This window comes from Amycolatopsis sp. NPDC088138 (assembly GCF_044741685.1).
Lineage (GTDB): Bacteria > Actinomycetota > Actinomycetes > Mycobacteriales > Pseudonocardiaceae > Amycolatopsis.
Map to the genome: position 1 here is coordinate 163,507 of NZ_JBIUTB010000001.1, position 20,227 is coordinate 183,733.

19 protein-coding genes are annotated in these 20,227 nt (G+C 72.9%); 10 read left to right on the top strand and 9 right to left on the bottom strand.

Annotated elements, in window-relative coordinates; all coding sequences use genetic code 11:
* Nucleotides 1–5 precede the first annotated feature (5 nt).
* Nucleotides 6–1,580, bottom strand: a complete 1,575-nt coding sequence (locus ACIOD2_RS00785; RefSeq protein WP_400532775.1) for an amidase — start codon at nt 1,578–1,580, stop codon at nt 6–8.
* 87 nt (nt 1,581–1,667) lie between these two features.
* On the opposite strand from ACIOD2_RS00785, the gene ACIOD2_RS00790 reads away from it, so the two are divergent.
* Nucleotides 1,668–2,168 carry a DUF6630 family protein gene (locus ACIOD2_RS00790; RefSeq protein WP_400532777.1) on the top strand — a complete coding sequence of 167 codons (501 nt, stop codon included), beginning with the start codon at nt 1,668–1,670 and terminating at the stop codon, nt 2,166–2,168.
* An 82-nt stretch (nt 2,169–2,250) separates the two neighbouring features.
* Nucleotides 2,251–2,997, top strand: coding sequence for a DUF899 family protein (locus ACIOD2_RS00795; RefSeq protein WP_400532779.1), 747 nt, complete (start codon nt 2,251–2,253; stop codon nt 2,995–2,997).
* A gap of 10 nt (nt 2,998–3,007) precedes the next feature.
* Here the strand turns inward: ACIOD2_RS00795 and ACIOD2_RS00800 are convergent, their stop codons facing one another.
* Nucleotides 3,008–3,859, bottom strand: coding sequence for a hypothetical protein (locus ACIOD2_RS00800; protein WP_400532781.1), 852 nt, complete (start codon nt 3,857–3,859; stop codon nt 3,008–3,010).
* Nucleotides 3,860–4,168: 309 nt separating this feature from the next.
* On the opposite strand from ACIOD2_RS00800, the gene ACIOD2_RS00805 reads away from it, so the two are divergent.
* From ACIOD2_RS00805 to car, 3 genes are all read left to right on the top strand, one after another.
* Nucleotides 4,169–4,849 (top strand): papain-like cysteine protease family protein, encoded by a 681-nt coding sequence (locus ACIOD2_RS00805; protein ID WP_400532783.1) that lies wholly within the window; start codon nt 4,169–4,171, stop codon nt 4,847–4,849.
* A gap of 8 nt (nt 4,850–4,857) precedes the next feature.
* Nucleotides 4,858–5,652 carry a hypothetical protein gene (locus tag ACIOD2_RS00810; protein WP_400532784.1) on the top strand — a complete coding sequence of 265 codons (795 nt, stop codon included), beginning with the start codon at nt 4,858–4,860 and terminating at the stop codon, nt 5,650–5,652.
* Between the two features lie 93 nt (nt 5,653–5,745).
* Entirely contained in the window at nt 5,746–9,189 is a 3,444-nt protein-coding gene (car, locus tag ACIOD2_RS00815; protein ID WP_400532786.1) for a carboxylic acid reductase, read from the top strand.
* Between the two features lie 727 nt (nt 9,190–9,916).
* Here the strand turns inward: car and ACIOD2_RS00820 are convergent.
* A complete protein-coding gene (locus ACIOD2_RS00820; RefSeq protein WP_400532787.1) occupies nt 9,917–10,456 on the bottom strand; it encodes an SRPBCC family protein in 540 nt (179 codons plus the stop codon).
* 68 nt (nt 10,457–10,524) lie between these two features.
* Between ACIOD2_RS00820 and ACIOD2_RS00825 the strand changes: the two genes are divergently transcribed.
* Entirely contained in the window at nt 10,525–11,016 is a 492-nt protein-coding gene (locus ACIOD2_RS00825; protein WP_400532789.1) for a MarR family winged helix-turn-helix transcriptional regulator, read from the top strand.
* On the opposite strand, the gene wrbA is transcribed toward ACIOD2_RS00825, so the two are convergent.
* A complete protein-coding gene (gene wrbA / locus ACIOD2_RS00830; protein ID WP_400532791.1) occupies nt 10,991–11,617 on the bottom strand; it encodes an NAD(P)H:quinone oxidoreductase in 627 nt (208 codons plus the stop codon). The two genes, ACIOD2_RS00825 and wrbA, sit on opposite strands and share 26 nt — an antisense overlap.
* Nucleotides 11,618–11,722: 105 nt before the next feature.
* On the opposite strand from wrbA, the gene ACIOD2_RS00835 reads away from it, so the two are divergent.
* Together ACIOD2_RS00835 and ACIOD2_RS00840 are read left to right on the top strand one after the other, a co-directional pair.
* The gene (locus ACIOD2_RS00835; protein WP_400532793.1) at nt 11,723–12,529 is read left to right on the top strand and encodes an SAM-dependent methyltransferase; all 807 of its coding nucleotides are present in this window, start codon (nt 11,723–11,725) and stop codon (nt 12,527–12,529) included.
* A gap of 2 nt (nt 12,530–12,531) precedes the next feature.
* Nucleotides 12,532–12,921, top strand: a complete 390-nt coding sequence (locus tag ACIOD2_RS00840) for a RidA family protein (protein ID WP_400532795.1) — start codon at nt 12,532–12,534, stop codon at nt 12,919–12,921.
* Between the two features lie 37 nt (nt 12,922–12,958).
* Here ACIOD2_RS00840 and ACIOD2_RS00845 read toward each other — a convergent pair whose 3' ends face one another.
* The gene (locus ACIOD2_RS00845) at nt 12,959–14,140 is read right to left on the bottom strand and encodes an FAD-dependent oxidoreductase (RefSeq protein ID WP_400532797.1); all 1,182 of its coding nucleotides are present in this window, start codon (nt 14,138–14,140) and stop codon (nt 12,959–12,961) included.
* Nucleotides 14,141–14,175: 35 nt separating this feature from the next.
* On the bottom strand, nt 14,176–14,637 hold the full coding sequence (locus tag ACIOD2_RS00850) for a MarR family winged helix-turn-helix transcriptional regulator (RefSeq protein ID WP_400532799.1): 462 nt from the start codon (nt 14,635–14,637) through the stop codon (nt 14,176–14,178).
* A gap of 64 nt (nt 14,638–14,701) precedes the next feature.
* Here ACIOD2_RS00850 and ACIOD2_RS00855 point away from each other — a divergent pair, with 64 nt between their 5' ends.
* On the top strand, nt 14,702–15,331 hold the full coding sequence (locus ACIOD2_RS00855; RefSeq protein ID WP_400532801.1) for a DUF3159 domain-containing protein: 630 nt from the start codon (nt 14,702–14,704) through the stop codon (nt 15,329–15,331).
* 123 nt (nt 15,332–15,454) lie between these two features.
* Complete coding sequence (locus ACIOD2_RS00860) at nt 15,455–15,859, top strand: hypothetical protein (protein WP_400532803.1); 405 nt, start codon at nt 15,455–15,457, stop codon at nt 15,857–15,859.
* Here ACIOD2_RS00860 and ACIOD2_RS00865 read toward each other — a convergent pair.
* From ACIOD2_RS00865 to ACIOD2_RS00875, 3 genes are read right to left on the bottom strand one after another with little or no spacing between them, the layout of a single operon-like run.
* On the bottom strand, nt 15,846–18,431 hold the full coding sequence (locus ACIOD2_RS00865; RefSeq protein WP_400532805.1) for a family 78 glycoside hydrolase catalytic domain: 2,586 nt from the start codon (nt 18,429–18,431) through the stop codon (nt 15,846–15,848). The genes ACIOD2_RS00860 and ACIOD2_RS00865 overlap by 14 nt on opposite strands.
* On the bottom strand, nt 18,428–18,886 hold the full coding sequence (locus ACIOD2_RS00870) for a DUF3237 family protein (protein ID WP_400532806.1): 459 nt from the start codon (nt 18,884–18,886) through the stop codon (nt 18,428–18,430). The genes ACIOD2_RS00865 and ACIOD2_RS00870 overlap by 4 nt, the downstream gene beginning before the upstream one ends.
* Nucleotides 18,886–20,166, bottom strand: coding sequence for an MFS transporter (locus ACIOD2_RS00875; RefSeq protein ID WP_400532808.1), 1,281 nt, complete (start codon nt 20,164–20,166; stop codon nt 18,886–18,888). Before ACIOD2_RS00875 ends, ACIOD2_RS00870 begins: the two co-directional genes overlap by 1 nt.
* Between the last annotated feature and the right edge of the window lie 61 nt (nt 20,167–20,227).

Below are 20,227 nucleotides of genomic sequence, written 5' to 3' on the forward strand. Positions count from 1 at the left end.
GTGCGTCAGCCGATCGTCGGGATGAAGGCCGGGGCCTTCCGGGCCGGGGCCGCCTTCTCGAACGCTGCCGCGAGCGAGAGGATCCGCGCGTCGGCCCAGCGTCCCGCGAAGAACGAGACGCCGATCGGGAGCGGGCCCGCGAACCCGGCCGGGACCGACACGTTGGGGTAGCCCGCGACGGCGGCCGGGGTCGAGGAACCGAGGACGAACGCGTCGCCGGTGCCGTAGGTCGTCTTCCACGCAGGGCTGTTGGTCGGCGCGACGATGGCGTCCAAGTGCTGCGCGGCCAGGGTTTCGTCGATCGACCGGCGGGCCAGCGACGTCGCCGTCGCGCGCTGGGCGCGGTAGGTCGGATCGGTCGCGTCCGGCGCGGCGGCCGCCTGCTCGAACAGCTCCTGGCCGAACTTCGACAGCTCGACCGGGTCCTTCTTGTTGAAGGCGATCAGCTCGTTCAGGTTCGCGGGGTGGCCCGGCCGGTGGGTGAGGTAGGCGTTGACGTCGCGCTTGAACTCGGTGAGCAGCGCGGGGGACTCGGCGGCGCCGATCTGGTCCTGGTAGGGCAGGTCGACCTCGACGACGGTCGCGCCGCGGGAGGTCAGCGTGCGGACGGCGTCCTGGACGACCCGGTCGACGTCGGCGTCCTGGCCGGCCATCCGCCAGACGCCGATCCGGGCGCCGCGCAGGGCACCGGGACGCAGCAGAGCCGCGTAGTCGCGAGGCTGGCCCGCGGGGATCGCCGCCGTCGCCGGGTCCGCGGCGTCGTGTCCCTGCAGGACGGACAGCGTGATGGCGGTGTCGACGACGTGGCGCGCCATCGGGCCTGCGGTGTCCTGCTCCGCGGAGATCGGCACGACACCGGTCCGGCTGACCAGCCCTAGCGTCGGCTTCTCACCGACGACGTCGTTGGCGCCCGCCGGGCAGACGACCGAGCCGTCGGTCTCGGTGCCGATCGCGACCTGCGCCAGGGTGGCCGCCACGGCGGCGCCGGAGCCCGAGGACGAGCCGCACGGGTTGCGGTCGAGGACGTACGGGTTGTTCGTCTGGCCGCCGATCCCGGACCAGCCGGACGTCGCGTGGGTGGAGCGGTAGTTGGCCCACTCGGAGAGGTTGGTCTTGCCGAGGATCACCGCGCCGCCGCGCTGGAGCCGGTCCACGAGGGCGGCGTCGGCGGCCGGACGGCTGCGTGGCAGCGCCCGCGAACCGGCGGTGGCGGGGAGCGTCCGGGTGTCGATGTTGTCCTTGAGCAGCACCGGGATCCCGTCCAGCTGCCCGAGCGTGTGGCCGGTGCGGCGGCGGGCGTCGCTGGCCGCGGCCGCGCGCAGGGCACCCGGGTCGACGGCGACGACGGCGTGGATCTTGCCGTCCAGGGTGTCGATCCGGTGCAGGTACGCCTGGGTCAGCGTCACGGCGCTCAGCCGGCCGTGGTCCATCCGCTGCTGGAGCTCGGGGATGGTGGCCGCGTCCAGGTCGAAGCCGAGTGACGGGCCGGCGTGGGCGGGCGCGGCGGCCAGCGCGGGCACCGGGGCCGCGACGAGGCCGGCGAAGGCGAGGAGCACGGCGGTCGAGCGCAGTCGGATCACGGCGTACATGGGACTCCGGATCCCGGCGGGGGTCAAGCCGCCATTCGTCGTGCCCGGTGCCATCATGGGCGTCCTGGGAGGACGCTCATGACACCTCGCGACGCGCTGATCGCCGTGGCCGGCCTGCTCGCGCCGGACGTGCCGCAGGTGCGTGACCTGGCCGTGGCCGCGCACGACGATCCCGCCGCCTACCTGCGCGAACACGCCGACCGGCTCGACGACCGCGGCATCGACGAGCCGTTCGACCTGCTGGCGTGGATCGCCCTCGTGGACGCGCTCACCGACCACGGGCTGCTGGCCGAAGTGGACTGGAAGGAAGCGCCCGGCGAGATCACCGGGCAGCTGCGGGTGTTGCGGTCCGCGCCGCCGGCCGACGAGATCTGGACGTCGCTCGCCCAGGCCGACCTGCCGACTTACGAGTTCCTCGAGCTGGCGGGGGAGCGGCTGGCCGGGACCGGCACCGCGCTGGCCGTCCTCGACATCGAGTCCGACTGCTATCCGTTGGTGCTCCTGCCCGCCGACGGCGCCGGAGAGCTGTCGGGCCTCGCCGCGGCGGCCGGGTTCAAGGCCGCGGTGCTCCCGGCTTAGAAAGTTTTCCGGGCCGTGTCGAAACGGCCGGGGTGAGTTCGTTGGGTCCGTGTAGGAGCACCGGCACCGAACGGAGAGACCCGTGACGAACCCGCTCGTCGTCGACCTGGCCACCTGGCAGCGAGCCCGTGACGAGCTGCTGGTCCGCGAGAAGGCCCACACCCGCGAGGGCGACGCCATCGCCGCGGCCCGGCGCCGGCTGCCGGTGGTGGAGTTCGACGCCACGGTCGCGGTCACCGGCCCCGGCGGCCCGGTCCCGTTCACGGACCTGTTCCAGGGCCGCGACGAGCTCGTGGTCTACAAGCACATGTGGCACGACGGCGCGCCGCACCAAGGGCAGTGCGAGGGCTGCACCACCACGGCCTGGCACCTCCGGGACACCGTCTACCTCAACGCCCGCGGTGTCTCGTACGCCGTGCTGACCTCGGGACCGTGGGACGAGGTGGCCGCCTTCGTCGAGTTCATGGGCTACACCGAGCCCTGGTACTCGGTGCGCGACGTGCCCGCGCCGGTCGGCGGCGACATGGGCACCCTCACCTGCTTCCTGCGCGACGGCGACCGCGTGTTCCTCACCTACACCACGACGGGCCGGGGCAACGAGCGGGTCAACGCGTCGATGGGCCTGCTCGACATGACGCCCTACGGCCGCGGGGAGGCCTGGGAGGACAAGCCCGAGTGGCACGAGTCCGAGGGACGGCACGCCTGCTGGTCCTGGCGCTCGGACGCGGACGGGGTCCCGACCTGGGGGCCGACCAGCCGGCCGGTGCCGCAGTGGACCCGCCCTGGTGCGACTCCCGTCGAGACGCTCGGCCGGCAGGGCGATCACTGACACCCGTCGCTCAGACGGGTTCCGCCGTCTCCGCGGTGGGCGCCTTGTGGGCGGCGGCGTAGTGCGCGGTGCCGATCGCGCCCGCGACGGCGAGCACGAAGCCCGCGATGGCCGCGACCGTGAAGCCGTCGCGGACGCGGTCGTCCAGGATGGTCACGCCGATCAGGGACGACACGGCGGTGTTGGTGGTGAACATCGTGGCCGTGACGGCGGTCGCGCGGCCGCGTTGCAGGGCCATCGCGAACACCACCGCGGCGACCAGGCCGTTGGCGATCATCGCCCAGATCGCCGGGTCCAGCGCCATCCGCCAGGCCGGTCCCGACGTGTCCAGCGTCCGGGCCGAGATGCCGACGACGCTGAAGCCGAGGCCGCCGCAGAACCCGAGGATCGGCGCCGACCAGCGGCGGTCGTGGCGCTGGATGTAGAAGCCGGTCGCCGCGATCGGCACCGCCGCGGCCAGCAGCAGGTACTTGCCGAAGGTGGGCAGCAGGTGCGCGGGGCCCGGGTCCGCGGACAGGCCCAGCAGGACGAGGCCGGTCGCGCCGACACCCAGCGCGGCCCAGCCGGCGGAGGCCAGCCGGATGCCGAGGAACGCGGAGATCGTCGCCGTGACGCCGACGCTGAACGCCAGCACCGACTGGACGAGGAACAGCGGCAGCCGGTGCAGCGCCGCCGCGGCGAAGATGAAGCCCAGCAGGTCCACGCCCACTCCGAGGAAGTAGAGCGGCTGGCTGCGCAGGGCGACGAGATCCTGGGGCGCGCCGCCGTAGGCACCGGCCCGCCGCACGCCGGCGGACTCCAGGATCGAGCCGCTGCCGGACGCGACGGCGGCCAGCAGGGCGAGGACGTAACCGAGGATCACCGGTCGAGTCTGTCAGCCCGCCCCTTGCCGGGCTCCGAAAGGCCGGGAAACGGCACCCGGGCACCCATAACACCTGGCATAACACCGAGGCGGCGACGTCCGCCGCGCGCCGCGAACCCGGCGTCCTGACCAGCGGAAATGTGACGCGGGCCACCGCGCGGCGGGCTGGTCGTTTACTCATCGTTTACCGACTTGCGTCGGTTGTTGGAGATTTTCTCCTGTCGCACAGTGATGGGGCGAAGTTACCGCGGAATGGGTCCGGAACCGTTCCCCGTCGTCCCCCTTTCCCTTTGGTGCAAGGAGAAGCTCGTGGTCATCGCGCTGGACAAACGAATGATGGGCCTGGTTCTCGCGTGTGGTGCGGTCGTGGTCACGGCCACGCTCGCGCTCACCCCGGCGGCCGGGGCCCAGCCGGTCGCGCCCTCGGCGCCGAACGGCGTGACGCTCACCCACCCGCTCGGCGACAACAGCGCCCTGCGGCTCCCGGCGAACGCGGCCCGCGACGCCAAGGCCGCGCGCAGCCTCGACTACAGCCAGCAGGTGCAGCAGAACGACGAATGGTGCTGGGCCGCCGACGGCGCGAGCATCGAGCAGTTCCACGGCGCTTCGACGTCGCAGAACCAGTTCTGCGCCGCCGGCAAGGGCACCACCGCGGGCAACTGCCCGAACCAGGCCGCGCAGATCGGCGAGATCGTCAACGGCTTCCGCGGCACCGGGTTCTCGGCCAGCAGCGCCGGGGGAGCGGTGTCGTTCTCGACGATCACCCAGCAGATCGACGCCGGGAACCCGGCGCTCACCGGGATCTACTGGACCTCCGGCGGCGGCCACGCCGAGGTGATCTACGGCTACGACGCGGGCAACCAGTCGATGAACGTCGGCGACCCGTGGCCGACGTATCAGCGCTACCGCACGCAGTCCTACAACGACTACCTGCGCAACAGCGAGTTCACCTGGGGCGACACGGTCGTCGGCATCACGGGCGGGCGGTGAGCTAGGCCATGACCAGGTCTGCGACGAAGGTCCTGACGGCGGTGGTGCTGGCGCTGGCGGCCCCGGCCGGGTTCGGCGCGGCGGCCTCGGCCGCGCCACCGGCGTGGGTGCCGCTGCCGGCCGCGCAGGTCGCCGCGGCGGTGACCGCGGCCCACTCGGCGCAAGCGATCAGCTTCGCCAGGACCAACTTCCGCAGACCTGGTCAGCCCGACCCGGGCGTCATCACCGTGGCGGACACGGGCGTCCCGGCCTACACCCTCGACCCGGCGTTCGTGCGGGGCGACGGCGACGGCCGGGTGGCGGTTCTGGAGTACGTCGCGGTCGTCGCGCGTGCCCAGGACGGCCGCACCGCCACCATCCAGGCGGCCCCGGACGCGCAGGCGGGGTGGCGGGTCGGCAGCGTCCTCTCCGGGGACGACGAGACCCGGCTCGCCACCCGCTTGCCGGCCGGTGCCGTCCTGCTCGACGAACCGCAGATCAACGGCTGGTACGCGCTGGGCGCCGACGGCGTCCGGCTGCTGCAGGCCAGCCTGCCGCAGACGCCGGTCGGCGCGTTCGTCCCGCTGCCGGACTACCAGCGCCAGGTCCACGACCGGTACGCGGACAAGCAGCCCGGTTCCCGGTACCAGCGCGACGGCGGGCTCGGCTTCGCCCAGCACCCCGAAACGGCCGCGGCCGGAACGCCGGGGTGGTGGTGGCTCGGCCTCGCCGGGCTGCTGGTGATCGTCCTCATTGTCTGGTTCGCTCGCAGAAAGTCACCAACTAGGCACGAAGAGTTCAAGATCACAGCCGGAAACCCGTGACGGATGCGCAACGCTGAGTAAATTTAGTTGGCGTACGCATTTAATTCTTCGGGGTCAGCGCCGCCTCCGAGGTGCCGACCCCGGAGGTGGAAAATGGCGACAGCCGACCAGCGTGACCAGGCCGTTCTCGACCGGCGGGCCGAACTCTTCGCCCAGGACGCGCAGTTCGCGGCCGCGGCCCCGCGCGAGGACGTCACGGAAGCCGTCCTTCGACCCAGTGCGCCGCTGCTGGAGATCGTCGAAGCGGTGATGACCGCCTACGCCGACCGGCCCGCGGTCGGCGAACGCGCCACCGAGGCCGTCACCGAGCCGGGCACCGGCCGGACGACCCGCCGGCTGCTGCCGCGGTTCGCCACGACGACCTACGGCGAGCTGTGGCGGCGCGCGGGCGCGGTGGCCGCCGCCTGGCACCACGACGAGCGCGACCCGGTGCGCGCCGGAGACTTCGTGGCCACGCTCGGGTTCACCAGCGGCGACTACGCGACGCTCGACCTGGCGTGCGTCCGGCTCGGCGCGGTCGCCGTCCCGCTGCAGGCCGGGGCGGCCCTCGGGCAGCTGCGGCCGATCATCGAGGAGACCGGGCCGCGTGTGCTCGCCACGAGCGTCGAACACCTCGAGGCCGCGACCGAGCTGGTTCTCGGCGCCGCCTCGGTGCGGCGCGTGGTGGTGTTCGACCACCACCCCGACGTCGACGAGGAACGCGAAGCGATCGAGGCCGCGCGGGCCCGCCTGACCGGCGTCGTCCTGGAGACCCTGCCGCAGCTGCTCGACCGCGACGCCGGGCCGCTGCCCGCGGTCACGGCGGACGAGGAGCGGCTGTCGCTGCTGATCTACACCTCCGGCAGCACCGGCACGCCCAAGGGCGCGATGTACCCGGCGCGGCTGGTGGCCGAGCTGTGGCGCGGGTTCTTCCCCGAGCGCGCCGGCCTGCCCCTGCTGGGCGTCAACTTCATGCCGATGAGCCACATCGCCGGCCGGGCCGTGCTGTTCGGCACGCTCTCGCGCGGCGGGACGTCGTTCTTCGTGGCCCGCAGCGACCTTTCGACGCTGTTCGAGGACATCGCGCTCGCGCGGCCGACCGAGGTGATGTTCGTGCCCCGGATCTGCGACATGCTCTTCCAGCGGTACCAGAGCGAGCTGGGTCGCGGCGGCACCGACGTCAAGGCCCGGCTGCGTGACGAGGTCCTCGGTGGCCGGATCCTGTGGGCCGCCAGTGGTTCCGCGCCGCTTTCGGCCGAGCTGACGACGTTCGTCGAGTCCGTGCTCGGCCTGCCGTTGCACGACGGGTACGGCTCGACCGAAGCCGGCGGTGTCCTGTTCGACCACAAGCTGATGCGCGAACGCGTGCTCGACTACCGCCTCGACGACGTCCCGGACCTCGGCTACTTCCACACCGACGCGCCGCACCCGCGCGGCGAGCTGCTGATCCGCTCGAACACGCTGATCCCCGGCTACTACCACCGCCCCGACGCCACGGCGGAAGTGTTCACCGAGGACGGTTTCTACCGCACCGGCGACGTCATGGCGCAGACCGGCCCGGACGAGCTGGTCTACCTCGACCGCCGCAAGAACGTGCTGAAGCTGTCGCAGGGCGAGTTCGTCGCGGTGTCCCGGCTGGAGGCGCTGTTCGCGGCCAGCCCGGTGATCCGGCAGATCTACGTCTACGGCAGCAGCGAACGGGCCTACCTGCTCGCCGTGGCCGTCCCGACGCCCGAAGCGCTCGAGCGGGCCGGTGGTGACGTCAAGGCGCTGCTCCTCGATTCGCTGCAACGGATCGCGAAGGACGAAGACCTCAACTCCTACGAGATCCCGCGGGACCTGCTCGTCGAGACCGAGCCGTTCACGACGGAGAACGGCCTACTGTCGGGGATCCGCAAGCTGCAGCGGCCCAAGCTGAAGGAGCACTACGGCGAGCGGCTGGAACGCCGGTACGCCGAGCTGGCCGAGCGGGAAACCGATGAGCTGCAACGCTTGCGCGCCTCCGGGCGGGACCGTCCGGTCCTTGAGACGGTGACCGCGGCCGCGGCGGCCGTGCTCGGCACCACCGCTGGGGATCTCGGCCCGGATGTGCACTTCACCGATCTGGGCGGCGATTCGCTGTCGGCGCTGACGTTGTCGAACCTGCTGCAGGAGATCTTCGCGATCGAGGTGCCGGTGGGCGTCGTCGTCAGCCCGGCCAACGACCTCGGCGCACTGGCGGAGTACGTCACCCGCAACCTCGCCGGCAGCGAACGCCCGACCGTCGCCGGCGTCCACGGCCCGGACGCGACCGAGGTGCGGGCCGCCGACCTGACCCTGGACAAGTTCTTCGACGCCGGAACGCTCGCCGCCGCGGAGAGCCTGCCGCGGCCGGCCGGGCCGACCCGGACCGTGCTGCTGACCGGCGCGAACGGCTACCTCGGGCGGTTCCTGTGCCTGGAGTGGCTGGAACGGCTCGCCCCCGAGGGCGGCAAGCTGGTCTGCGTGGTCCGCGGCCGGGACGACGCGGCCGCGCGCGCCCGGCTGGACGCGGCGTTCGACAGCGGCGACGCCGCACTGTCGCGGCACTACCGGGAACTGGCCGACGCGCACCTGGAGGTGCTGGCCGGCGACCTCGGCGAACCTCGCTTCGACCTCGAACCCGCGACCTGGCAGCGGCTGGCGGAGAGTGTCGACCTCGTCGTGCACCCCGCCGCGCTCGTCAACCACGTGCTGCCGTACGCGCAGTTGTTCGGCCCGAACGTGCTGGGCACGGCGGAGGTGATCCGGCTCGCGCTCACCACGAAGCTGAAGCCGGTCACGTACCTCTCGACGGTCGGTGTCCTCACCGGCGACGCGGCGACCGCGGCGGAGGACACCGACGTCCGCCGCACCAGCCCCACCCGGCCGCTGGACGACGGTTACGCCAACGGTTATTCGAACAGCAAGTGGGCGGGCGAGGTGCTGCTGCGCGAGGCGCACGACCTGTGCGGCTTGCCGGTGGCGACGTTCCGCTCGGACATGATCCTCGCGCACAGCCGCTACACCGGGCAGCTGAACGTGCCGGACATGTTCACCCGGCTGCTGCTGAGCTTGATCGTCACGGGCATCGCGCCTCGGTCGTTCTACCGCACTTCGGAGCCGGCGCATTACGACGGCCTCCCGGCGGACTTCACCGCCGCGGCGATCACGACGCTGGGCGCGGGCGTCGCGAAGGGGTACGAGACGTACAACGTCCTCAACCCCCACGAAGACGGGATCTCACTCGACACGTACGTGGATTGGCTCGTCGAGGCCGGCCACCCGATCACCCGGATCGACGACTACGGCACGTGGTTCGCCCGCTTCGAGACGGCGATCCGGGCGCTGCCCGACCGGCAGAAACAGCACTCGCTGCTGCCGCTGCTGCACGCGTTCGCCGTTCCCGCGGAGGCGGTGCCGGGCTCGGGCATCCCGGCGGACCACTTCCGGAGCGCGGTCCGCGAGGCGGAGGTCGGCCCGGAGCGGGACATCCCGCACGTGACGGCGGAGCTGATCGCCAAGTATGCGGCGGACCTGACGGGGCTCGGGTTGCTCTGATCCGTGGCGCGGTGCCCGGGTCAGGTCGGGCACCGCCGGCGGCGGGGTCGGGTTGTCCTGATGCCCGGGCGGTCGGCTCTTTCGGCGGTCGGGTCCGCCGCGAGACCCGAGGCTGAGGTTGGCCCGGACCGGGGCATCCCACAGGCGGTGGCGGAGCTGATCGCCAAGTACGCCTCGGGACTGCAAGGGCTCGGGTTGCTTTGACCCTGGCGCGGTGCCCGGGTCAGGCCGGGCACCGCCGGCGGCGGGGTCGGATTGTCCTGATGCGCGGTCGGTCGGCTCTTCCGGCGGTCGCGTCCGCCGCGAGGTCCGAGGTGGAGGTTGGCCCCGGACCGGGGCGTCCCGCAGGTGATGGCGGAGTTGATCGCCAAGTACGCCTCGGACTGCAAGTGCTCGGGTTGCGCTGACGCCTGGCGCGGTGCCGGGCATGGATTCCGTCGGGGTCGGTTGTTCCGGTCGGCCGCTTCCGCGGGTTGTCCTGATGCGCGGTCGGTCGGCTCTTCCGGCGGTCGCGTCCGCCGCGAGGCCCGAGGCGGAGATTGGCCCGGACCGGGACATCCCACAGGTGACGGCGGAGCTGATCGCCAAGTACGCCGCGGACCTGAAGGGCTCGCTGCCGACGGGGTCGGGCCTTGCCTGCCGATCGCTTCTGGCCTGCGGCTCACGGGCGGAAGTCGTTGCGGATCAGGGATATCCGCATGTCGTAGGCGAAGGGTGACCCCCGGCGTCAGGGCGGACGCAGCCGGTCGCGCAGACCGGCTGCGAGCCCGGCCACCGTCAGCAGGTCGAGCAGGCCGCCGCCGTACTCGGCGAGGCGGGGGCGGCGGGCCCCGGCCAGGCGGAAGCGGAGGTGGACCCGGGTGGTGCCGTCGCCGTCGTCCGTGAGGCGGATCGCCCAGCTGATTTCGAGGTGGCCGCGGGTGGAGCGGTGGATCAGGGTGTGCGGCGGGTCGTGGGTGACGATCTCGAAGGTCGCGTCGCGGCCGCCCCAGTCGTCGATCACGTCGCCCGGGCTCAGGTGCTGCAGCGCGAGGTCGAGGCGGCGCAGGGCGCGGCGGCGCCGGGGCAGCAGCGCCTCGGCCCACGTCGGCAGGTACCAGCCCGCGCGGTTCTTGCCGAGCTGGGCGAACCACGGCCAGACCCGCTCGGGCGTCGCGTCCAGGGTGAACCCGCGGTCCATCACGACGTCCGGATGGGGGACGAGGTCGTCGCCGGGCACGGTGGCGGCGATCTCGTCCGCGCGGGGTGCCACTCCGAAGCCGATCACCTTGACCACCACCGTTCCGTATCGAATGAAACCGTATCACCCGACGCCCTTTGGGGTAGGGTGCTCGCATGACCGGTAAGCCCAAGGCCCGCGCCACCGACCGCCCGGGGGACGTGTCCCCGTTCGCGCTGGGGCTGCTGCTGCGCCGGGCGCACGCCCGGGCGGCGGGGGCGATGGCCGCCGCGATGCGCCCGCACGGGTTGGAGCTGCGGCACTTCGCCGTGCTGATCATCCTCGCCGACCGCGGGCCGACGACGCAGCGGGACCTGGTCGAGGCGACCGGCTCGGACAAGGCCGGGATCATGCGGGTCGTCGACGACCTGGAGGCGAAGGGGTTCGCGGTCCGCAACGCCGTGCCGGGGGACCGGCGGGTGCGCGAGGTCGAGATCACCCCGGACGGTGTGAAGGCCTTCGACGCCGCGCACGAGGACGCCCTCGCCCCGGCCGAAGAACTGGTCTCGCGCCTGCGGGCCGGCGAGCCGGCGAAGCTGATGGACCTGCTGACCAGGTTCACCTACCCGCCCGGGGACGAGGTCACGCCACGGCGAGACCGTGCCTGAGGGCCGCGGCCATCGTCGCGACCCGGCGGCCCTGTGAGCGGGCCGCCGTCAACGCCGTTTCGCCGACGGCGATCGAGCCGTCGTCTCCGGTGACATGGCTTGCGCCGTAAGGGTTTCCGCCGGAGTCGTCGTGGTGGTCCTTGTAGCCGGGCGGGACGATGACGCCGCCGAAGTGGTAGACGGAGTTGTAGAGCGCCAGCAGCGTGGATTCCTGGCCGCCGTGCGCGGACGCCGTCGAGGTGAATCCACTGTAGACCTTGTCCGCGAGCAGATCGCGCATCCAGAGCCCGGACAGGGTGTCCAGGAACTGCTTGAGCTGGCTCGCGATGTTGCCGAACCGCGCCGGGGTGCCGAACACGATCGCGTCGGCCCAGAGCAGGTCCTCGTGCGTGGCCACCGGGATGTGCCCGGTGCCGGCCAGGTGCTCGACCCAGGCGCCGTTGCGGGCGATCGCCTGGACGGGCGCGATCTCCTCGACCCGCCGTAGCCGCACCTCCGCCCCGGCGTCGGCGGCGCCGGCGCGCACGGCGTCGGCGAGGGTGAAGATCGTGCCGGTCGCGGAGTAGTAGACGACGGCGACGTGACAGGTCGGCTCGGACATGACCGCTCTCCTCGTTGATTCATCACTCGGTGAATCCTTCACGACTGAACGTATCACATGATACCGTCGCGAACGAAACCAAATGACTGCGTCGAGAGGAGGCGTATGGACCTGGACGGGATCGACGCGATCGGGCGGACCGCGTTCGAGGTGGCGCTGCTGCGCGCGGCCGAGGACCGGCGCCCGGACCGGCTGTTCGCCGATCCGTGCGCGCGGCTGTTCCTGGAAGCGGCAGGGATCACCGAAGAGAAGCCCGACTTCGCCGCGCTGATGGGACCGCAGGTCGCCGTGCGGACGCGGTTCCTGGACGACGCGCTGCTGTCCGGCGAAGCCCGGCAGGTCGTGCTCGTCGCGTCCGGAATGGACGGACGTCCGTGGCGGCTCGGCTGGCCCGGCGGCACGGAGGTCTTCGAGATCGACCAGGCCCCGGTGCTGCGGTTCAAGGACGCCGCCGCGGCTTCGCTGACGGCCCGGTGCGTCCGGCGCCCCGTCGTCGCCGACCTGCGTGAGGACTGGGCGGTGGTGTTGCGGGAGGCCGGGTTCCGGCCCGACCGGCCCACCGCGTGGCTGACGGAGGGCCTGCTCTACGCACTGGACGAGGCCGCCGCGGAGGGCCTGCTGGCGACGATCAGCGGGCTCAGTGCGGCGGGCAGCACACTCGCGTTCGACCACGTCGAGACCAGTGCGGCGTTGCGGGCGGCGATCGGCCCGGACCTCGCCCGGCTGTGGCGGTCCGGGCCGGTCGATCCGGCGCGGTGGCTGACCCGGCACGGCTGGGAGCCGGACGTGACTGAACTCGCCGACATCGCCGCGAAGTACGGACGGCGGATCCACTCGGCCTACGACCTGGCGGCCGGTGGCACGGCGCGGGCGTGGCTCGGCCGAGCCGTCTTCCTCGGACGGGAAAGGTGATCATGAGTGCACCGAGGTTCGTCACCCACCCCGACGGCGTGCACCAGCCGCCGGGCAACGCGTTTTCGCACGCGGTCGTCGCCGGCGGCCTGGTGCACACCTCGGGCCAGGTCGGCATGAGCCCGGACGGCCTGCTGCTGGACGGCTTCGAGGGCCAGGCGAAGCAGGCGTTCGAGAACCTGAAGGTGGTGCTCGGCGCGTGCGGCGCCGGGCTGGCCGACGTGGTGAAGGTCAACGTCCTGGTCGCCGAGACCGCCGACGTCCGCAAGTACCTCCCGATCGCGGCCCGGTACCTCGCCCACCGCCCGGCGAGCACCCTGCACGCGGTGAAGGCGTTCGCCATGCCGGGGCTGCTGTTCGAGGTGGACGCGGTCGCGGTGCTGCCGCGCTGAGAGAGCGGTGCCGGGGACCCTGGCCCGGCACCGTTCGTCAGCGAACCGGGAACATCCGTTGCTTGACCGGCGGCAGGGCTTCGGCGAGGCGCAGCACCGTCCGGAAGGCGTGCCGCGGCAGCCGGGACGTCGTCGCCGCGCCGCGGGCGTTGCGGGTGGACAGCGCCAGTGCCGCGTTGGCGTAGGCGCGCATGTCGTCTTCGTAACCCCGCACCCCGCCGTCGCCGGCCAGGTGCCGGCACAGCGTGTCGGCGTCGCGCAGGGCGGTGTTGGCGCCGATCCCGGCCATCGGGGTCATGTTGTGGATCGCGTCGCCCAGCAGGGTGACGGCCGTAGGTGCCCAGTGCGGCAGCTCCGGCATCGTCTTGAGCGGGATCGCCGCGACGGTCGCGGGATCGGTCCCGGCGATGATCCGCCGGAGCGGGGGAGCCCAGGCCGCGGTCCGGTCCCGGACCAGCTCGAGCAGGTTGGTGGCGTCGAGGTCGTCCGGGTAGGTCGAGCGGTCCGCGGCCCACGCCCACACGACGTACCGTGCCTCGGCCCCGGCGTCCCAGGTGGACAGGAACATCCAGCCGGGCCGGGCGGGCACGACGTTGTTGACGGCGCCGTCGACGAGCGTCGCCGGCAGGGCGCTCGCGAGCTCGGGGGTGAGCCGGACGCGCCCGGCGACGTTGACGATGCCGAGGTCCTGGCGCCGGAGATCGGGCAGCCGTTGCTCGCGGACGCGGGAGTTCGCGCCGTCGGCTCCGACGAGCAGGTCCGCGTCGATCGTGCGGCCGTCGGCGGTGTGCACGCGGACGCCGTCGCCGCTGTACTCGAAGCGGTCGAACGCGGTGCCCCAGCGGAGCACGCCGGCGCAGCCGAGGAGCAGGGCGTCACGCAGCGCGTCGCGGTTCACCGCCCGCCGGCGCGTGACGGGATCGGTGTTGGCCGGGCTGCCGGTGTGGTCGCGTTCGGCGAGCACCCGCAGGTCCTGGTCGTGGAAGCGGACGATGTCCGGCGCCGGGGTCGACGTCTCGGCCAGCTGGGCCCAGTTCTCCTCGGGAAGACAGGAGTGCAGGGCGCGCAGGCCGTCGGCGTTGAGGTGGATGCCGTAGCTGGCCGGCCGGGCGTCCGGGGTCGGGTGGCGTTCGAGCACGACGACGTCCACGCCGCCGCGGCGCAGTCCGTGGGCCAGGCACAGGCCGCCGAGCCCGGCGCCGGCGATGACGACTCGCATGAGTTTCTCCCTCTTCGGTGATCAGGGTCGGTGGATCAGGTATCGCCGGGAAAGGCGAGCCGGGTGAGCTGGTCCAGCAGGAGCCGGACGTCGCCGAGGCCTTCGCGCAGGCGCGCGGCGACGGGCTCGGCGTGGCGGTGGGCGGTGTCGAACACGGCCGTCCCGGCGGGGGTCGGGGTGATCGTGTGCACCCGCCGGTCGCCGGGGTGCGGGTCGCGGGTGACGAGCCCGGCGCGTTCGAGGTCGTCGACGACGCGGACCATCGTGGCCTTGTCGCCGCCGACGGCGCCGACGAGCGCCCGCTGGCTCATCGGCCCGCTGGTGTGGAGCGCGACGAGCACGATGAAGTGCCGGAACTCCAGCCCCAGCGGCCGCAGGACGCCCAGCAGCTCCGCGGCGACGCGGTCGTGGGCGCGCCGCAGCAGCAGGCCCAGGGCGAACGGGGACTCGTCGCCGGGTCCGTCCGTCGCTCTCGCCGTGCCCAGCTGCATCGTCATGACCGAGAACGTATCAGTCGATACGACCTTGCGCAAGAAAGTTTCATGTGAGACGTTCTCTGGTGTGAACACGAACCAGGAAGTACGCGTCCCGTCCGAACCCGCGGCCCCGCCGCGCAAGAACCGCTGGGAAGGGATCGTGGTGACCGCCGCGCCGACGGTGGCCTTCCTGGCCGCCAACGCCCTCGGCGATCTCACCGCCGGCCTCGTGGCCGCCGCGGTCACCGCGATCGCCGCGTTCGGCTGGCGGCTCCACCGCCGCCAGCCGGTGCGCCAGGCCGTGCTGGGCCTGCTGCTGGTCGCGGCGTGCGCGGTGGTGGCCGCCGTCACCGGCGAGGCGCGCGGGTTCTTCCTCATCCCCGCGCTGATCCCGTTCGCGGTCATCGCCGTCTGCCTGGCGACCGTCCTCATCGGACGCCCGCTGACCGGCATCGTCCTCAACCGCGTCGCCGGCGGGCCCGCGGACTGGCGGTCGGTGCCCCGGCTACGGCGGATCTACACCGTCTCGACGCTCACCTGCGCGGCGGTCAACGTCGTCAACGGCGCGCTCCAGGTGATCTACTACCGGGGCAACCAGCCCCTGGTCCTGGGAGCGGTGCACATCGCGACGGGTCCGGTGTTCGCCGTCATCGTCGCGGTGACGATCACCTGCGTCCGGCGCGCCCGGCCGGGTCACGTACGGCGGAGCGCGTAGCCGAGCCTGCGCGTACGGCGCTCGACGTACGCGCGAAGCCGCCTCACGCCCGGCGACGGCGGTGCCCTCGGCCCGGGACACTGTGCGCGTCAACGCATCCGTGACGGATCAAAGGTGGCGCTCATGACCGGGACAGTGCTCGGCGAACGGACGAAGGCGGGCTGGGCGCGGGCGATGCGGGTCGCCGCGACCGGGGAGGTGCTGCTGGTGCTGCTGCAGGCGGCCACCGCGGGGCAGCTGCTGGAGGGGGTGGCGTCGGCCCGGACCCTGCACGGCGCCGGGGCGATCCCGGTGTCCGTGTTCGCGGTGGCCGAGCTGGTCGTCGCCGCGGTGCTGTGGCGGCGGGGGCCCGGCCCGGCGTGGCCGGTGTGGGCGAGCGGGGCCCTGGTCGTGATGACGGTCGTGCAGGCGATGCTCGGCGGGATGGGCAACGTGGCGGTGCACGTGCCGTTCGGGGTCGCCGTGGTGGTGCTGGCGTCGGTGCTCGCCGCGTGGTCCTGGCGGTCGCGTCCGTCTACTGTGGAGTGAGCGGTGCCGTGAACGTGTGCCGTCCCGGTCCTTCGGTCGTGGTCCCGCCGGGAAGCCGGATCTCGGCACGGGTGCCGGGCGGCACCTCGACGGTGAGCCGCAGCTGGTCGCCGTCGCGCTGCCACGCGCTGCGGATCGGGCCGTAGGGACCGAGGTGTTCCGCTTCGGCCCGGTCCAGGCCGCCGCCCGGGCGGGGCTCGACGATGAACCGGCGGTACCCGGCCTCGCCGGGGCCGGGGTCCTCGGGCAGCCGGATGCCCGCGATGTGGGTGTACAGGAACGAGATCGCGGCACCCTTGCTGTAGTGGTTGAGCGAACCCCGGACCTCGCCGCCGTCGACAGCGTCCCAGCGTTCCCAGAACGTCGTCGCGCCGCGGTCGAGCATTTCCAGCCACGACGGGATTCCCGTCGACAGCAGCACCCGGTAGGCGACGTCGAGGTAACCGTGGTCGGCGAGTGCGGGCAGCAGCAGGCCTGTGGTGAGGAAGCCCGTGCCGACGCGGTCACCGGCGTCGGTCACCAGCGAGGCGAGCCGGGCGGCCACGGCGTCGCGCAGGTGTGACGGCACCAGCCCGAAGGCGAGCGCCCGGACGTGGTTTCCTTGCGTGGACTCGCCGAGCGTGCAGAGGTACTCGTGTTGCCAGGCGTCCCGGACGCGGTCCGCGAGCCGCCCGAACCGCGCGGCATCCGAGTCGTGGCCGAGGATCCCGGCGATCCGGCCGAGCACCCGCGCGGAGCGGGCGAGGTAGGCCGTGGCCACGATGCCGTGGTCCGCCGTGGGGTCGGGGTTCGGCGGGACGCCGGGCTCGAGCCATTCGCCGAAGTGCCCGCCGGTGTCCCACAGGAACTCCTCGTGCGGCAGCGGACTCCCCGCGCGGTCGGGGTGCCGCCGTTCGCGCGCGGCCGCCGCCGCGTACTCGACCCAGCGGACCATCGACGCGTACTGCCGGGCGAGCAGCTCCCGGTCGCCGTAGGCGCGCCAGAGTTCCCAGGGCACGAGCACCGCCGCGTCGCCCCAGCCCGCGGACCCCGCCATCGCGTCGGTGAACGGGTTCCCGGACGGGCCGTCACCCGTGGGGTCGGGGGTGATCGTGGGGACGCGGCCGTCGGGCCACTGGTCGGCGGCCAGGTCGTTCAGCCACTTCGCGGAGAACCCGGCGACGTCGTGGGTCAGGGCGGCGGTGGCGACGTACACCTGCCAGTCGCCGGTGAACCCGGAACGTTCCCGCTGCGGGCAGTCGGTCGGGACGTCGCAGGCGTTGCCGCGCAGGCTCCACACCGCGGCGCGGTGCAGGGCTTCGAGACGGGCGTCGCCGCACCGGAACCAGCCGGCCTCGGGAAGATCCGTGTGCACGACGACGGCGGTGATGTCCGACGCGGCGAGCGCGCCGGGCAGCCCGTCGATCTGGACGTAGCGGAAGCCGTGGGTGGTGTGACGCGGCTCGAAGACGCCCGGGCCCGCCGACACCACCGTGTCGACTTGCCCGGCGGGCAGGAGCTGCTTGGTGGCGAAGTCGAACGCCCGCAGGTGGTCGGTGGTGACCCGGCCGTCCGGGCCGAGGTGCTCGCCGTGGGTCAGCCTCAGCCGGGTGCCGGCCGGGCCGAGATCGCTCAGCCGGACCCAGCCGTTGAGGTTCTGCCCGAAGTCCACGACCACGCTCTCGTCGAGCCGGCTGACCGAGACCGGCGGGAGCTCCGCGATCCGCCGCACCGGCGGCGCTTCCGTCAGCACCAGCTGGTCCGGGCCGCCGTCGCGAGTGCGTGCCGGGTGCCAGCCGGGCGCATCCAGTGCCACGGAACCCGGTGCGGGCAGCCGGAAGTCGGTCGCCTGGCCGTCCATGAGGTCCGCGGTGAGCCGGCTCGGCCGCGACCACCAGCCCGGGCCGGTGGTGACCGTGGTGACGCCGTCGACCTCCAGGACCAGCCACGCGGCGACGCGGTCGCCGAAGCCGTCCGCGGCGCGTTCGAACCCGTGACGGCCGCGGAACCAGCCGTCGGACACCAGGAACTCGACGGAGTTGACACCCGCCCGCAGTAGGGCACCCACGTCGTGCGGCTCGACCTGGAGCCGCTTGCGGTAGGCGGTGAACCCCGGCGTCAGCTCGAGGTCGCCGACGCGGGTGCCGTTGACGAACAGTTCGTAGATCCCCTGCGCGCTCGCCCACGCCGTCGCGGTCACGACCGGCTCGGCGAGCGTGAATTCGTGCCTCAGCTGGTAAGCCGCACGCTCGCCGGGCGGCGCGACGACCGGCTCGTGCGGCTCGATCCACGCCGCCGTCGCCGTGGGCAAGGCGACGACGGTCCACGGCGCGGGCTCCGACCAGTCGCTCTCCCCGAGGTCGGTCCAGACGCGGACCTGCCACGACGTGGCCGGGCGTTCCGGTGCGAAAACGAGCACCGACTGAGCGCTCTCGCACCGGCCCGACGTCCAGTCCGGGCCGGTCAGCCGCACCTCGTAGGCGTACTGCACGGCCGCGCCCTCGGGCAGCCACCACGAGAGCCGGGGTCGTGGCCCCGACGGGCGGCCCGGCGTGAGGTGGCCGAGCCGCAGCCGGGTGGGCGCGGTGCTCACGTCAGCCGGTAGAGGTCGTAGCGCACGGTGTCCGGCGTGCGTTCCGCCGACGCCACCAGCACACCGGCGGACAGCCGCCGCTCGACCGCGCCGGAAACCGTTACGCTGAGCCGGAATTCGTACCGGGACCGGTCGACGTGCTCACCGCGGGCGAGCGCGGCCAGCACCTCGGGCGGTCCGGTGCGGACGCCGGTGGAGGTGATCGAGACGAGCCCCTCGCCGGTTTCGACGACGTAGCGCGCCTCGACCAGCGTGGTCCCGTCGGGCAGGATCCGCTGCCAGTCCGCGCCGACCGGCCGGATCCGCCCGGCGAGCCCCGGGCCGTCGAACTTCCCGCCCGTGATGGGGACGACCCGCCGGTGCCCTTCGAGCGTTTCGCCGAGGTCCAAGGGTTCGCCGAGTTCGACGACCGCGCTGGTGACGTAGTCGAGTGCTGGTAGCGCGAACAGCGGCACTAGCGGACCTTCCGGATCGGCAGGATCAGCACCGCGCCGAGCAGCCCGGCGACCGCGCCGGCGATGAACAGCGCGGGGAAGTTCTGCGGCACGGCGGCCGACGCGCCGATGGCGAGGATCGCGGGGGCCAGCGCCGGCACGATCGACGTCGGCAGGTTGCCCGCGAGGTTCATCAGCCCCAGGTCCTTGGCCGTGTCGTCCGGGTTGGGCAGCACCTGGGTGATGAGGGCGATGTCGACGGCGAAGTAGACCCCCTGGCCGAGGCCGATGATGCCCATCGCGACCAGGAACAGCGGGTAGGTACTGGTGAAGGTGGCGAACAGCAGCCCGATCCCGAAGATCACCGCGGCGGTGACGACGAACGGCTTGCGGCGCCCGATGCGGTCGGAGATCTTGCCGGCCAGGGGAGCGAACAGCAGGGCCGCGCCGGTGAGCACGAGCGTGGACAGGAAGACCGCGTTCGCGATGCCCGCCGGCGAGATGTGGAAGACGTTCATCAGGTAGAAGGCCTGGTACGCCTGGATCGCGGCGACCCCGAAGAAGATCAGCAGCCGGCTCAGCCAGGTGAACCCGAAGTTGGGGTGGCGCACCGGGTTCACCCAGAACGTGCGGGGCAGGTCGCGCCACGCGAACGCGGGCCGCTCCTCCGGCGAGAGGCGCCGGTCCCGCATCGTGAAGGTGAGCAGGAGCGTCCCGAGGACGGCGAGCCCGGCCGGCAGCAGGATCATCGCGGGCAGGTTCGGGGCGACCAGCTGGGCGATGAACAGGCCGACGACCGCGCCGACCGGCAGGGCCAGCCCGACCACCGCGGACGCCGGGCCGCGGCGGTCCGGCGGCAGCTGGTCGGGGATGACCGAGGTGAACGCGACGGTGGCCGCGCTCGCGCCGACCGTCGTGCAGCTCGCCGCCACGGTCAGCGCGAACGTCGTGGTCCCCAGCTGCAGGCCGATGGCGCCGAGGGTGAACAGGACGGCGCCGAGCAGGAGGAACGGCCGGCGCCGGCCGAACCGGCCCGTGGTCCGGTCGCTCAGCCTGCCGAACACCGGGAAGGCCACGAGGGAGCACAGGGCGCTGATGCTGGTCACGATCGACACCATCGTCGTGGCGCCGGCCGGGTCGAGCAGGGTGGCCTTGACCGACAGGGTCAGCACGGCCGGGACGAGCACGGCCATGCCCGCGCCGACCGCGGCGAAGGCGAAGAAGAAGAGGAACCCGCGCCGGGGTGCGGGAAACGCCGCTCCCGCGGAGGAGGTGGACTCTTGGCGGAAAGAAGTACTCATCGTTGGGCACCTTTCGCGTCTGGTCGGCTGACCTGCGGGGAAGGATGAGCGCCTCGTGCGG

What these genes read in the sequence shown, in the direction of transcription:
- ACIOD2_RS00790 (WP_400532777.1), top strand. Translation starts at nt 1,668, where the DNA reads ATGACACCTCGCGACGCGCTGATCGCCGTGGCCGGCCTGCTCGCGCCG.
- ACIOD2_RS00810 (WP_400532784.1), top strand. Translation starts at nt 4,858, where the DNA reads ATGACCAGGTCTGCGACGAAGGTCCTGACGGCGGTGGTGCTGGCGCTG.
- car (WP_400532786.1), top strand. Translation starts at nt 5,746, where the DNA reads ATGGCGACAGCCGACCAGCGTGACCAGGCCGTTCTCGACCGGCGGGCC.
- ACIOD2_RS00825 (WP_400532789.1), top strand. Translation starts at nt 10,525, where the DNA reads ATGACCGGTAAGCCCAAGGCCCGCGCCACCGACCGCCCGGGGGACGTG.
- wrbA (WP_400532791.1), bottom strand. Translation starts at nt 11,617, where the DNA reads ATGTCCGAGCCGACCTGTCACGTCGCCGTCGTCTACTACTCCGCGACC.
- ACIOD2_RS00835 (WP_400532793.1), top strand. Translation starts at nt 11,723, where the DNA reads ATGGACCTGGACGGGATCGACGCGATCGGGCGGACCGCGTTCGAGGTG.
- ACIOD2_RS00840 (WP_400532795.1), top strand. Translation starts at nt 12,532, where the DNA reads ATGAGTGCACCGAGGTTCGTCACCCACCCCGACGGCGTGCACCAGCCG.
- ACIOD2_RS00845 (WP_400532797.1), bottom strand. Translation starts at nt 14,140, where the DNA reads ATGCGAGTCGTCATCGCCGGCGCCGGGCTCGGCGGCCTGTGCCTGGCC.
- ACIOD2_RS00850 (WP_400532799.1), bottom strand. Translation starts at nt 14,637, where the DNA reads ATGACGATGCAGCTGGGCACGGCGAGAGCGACGGACGGACCCGGCGAC.
- ACIOD2_RS00860 (WP_400532803.1), top strand. Translation starts at nt 15,455, where the DNA reads ATGACCGGGACAGTGCTCGGCGAACGGACGAAGGCGGGCTGGGCGCGG.
- ACIOD2_RS00875 (WP_400532808.1), bottom strand. Translation starts at nt 20,166, where the DNA reads ATGAGTACTTCTTTCCGCCAAGAGTCCACCTCCTCCGCGGGAGCGGCG.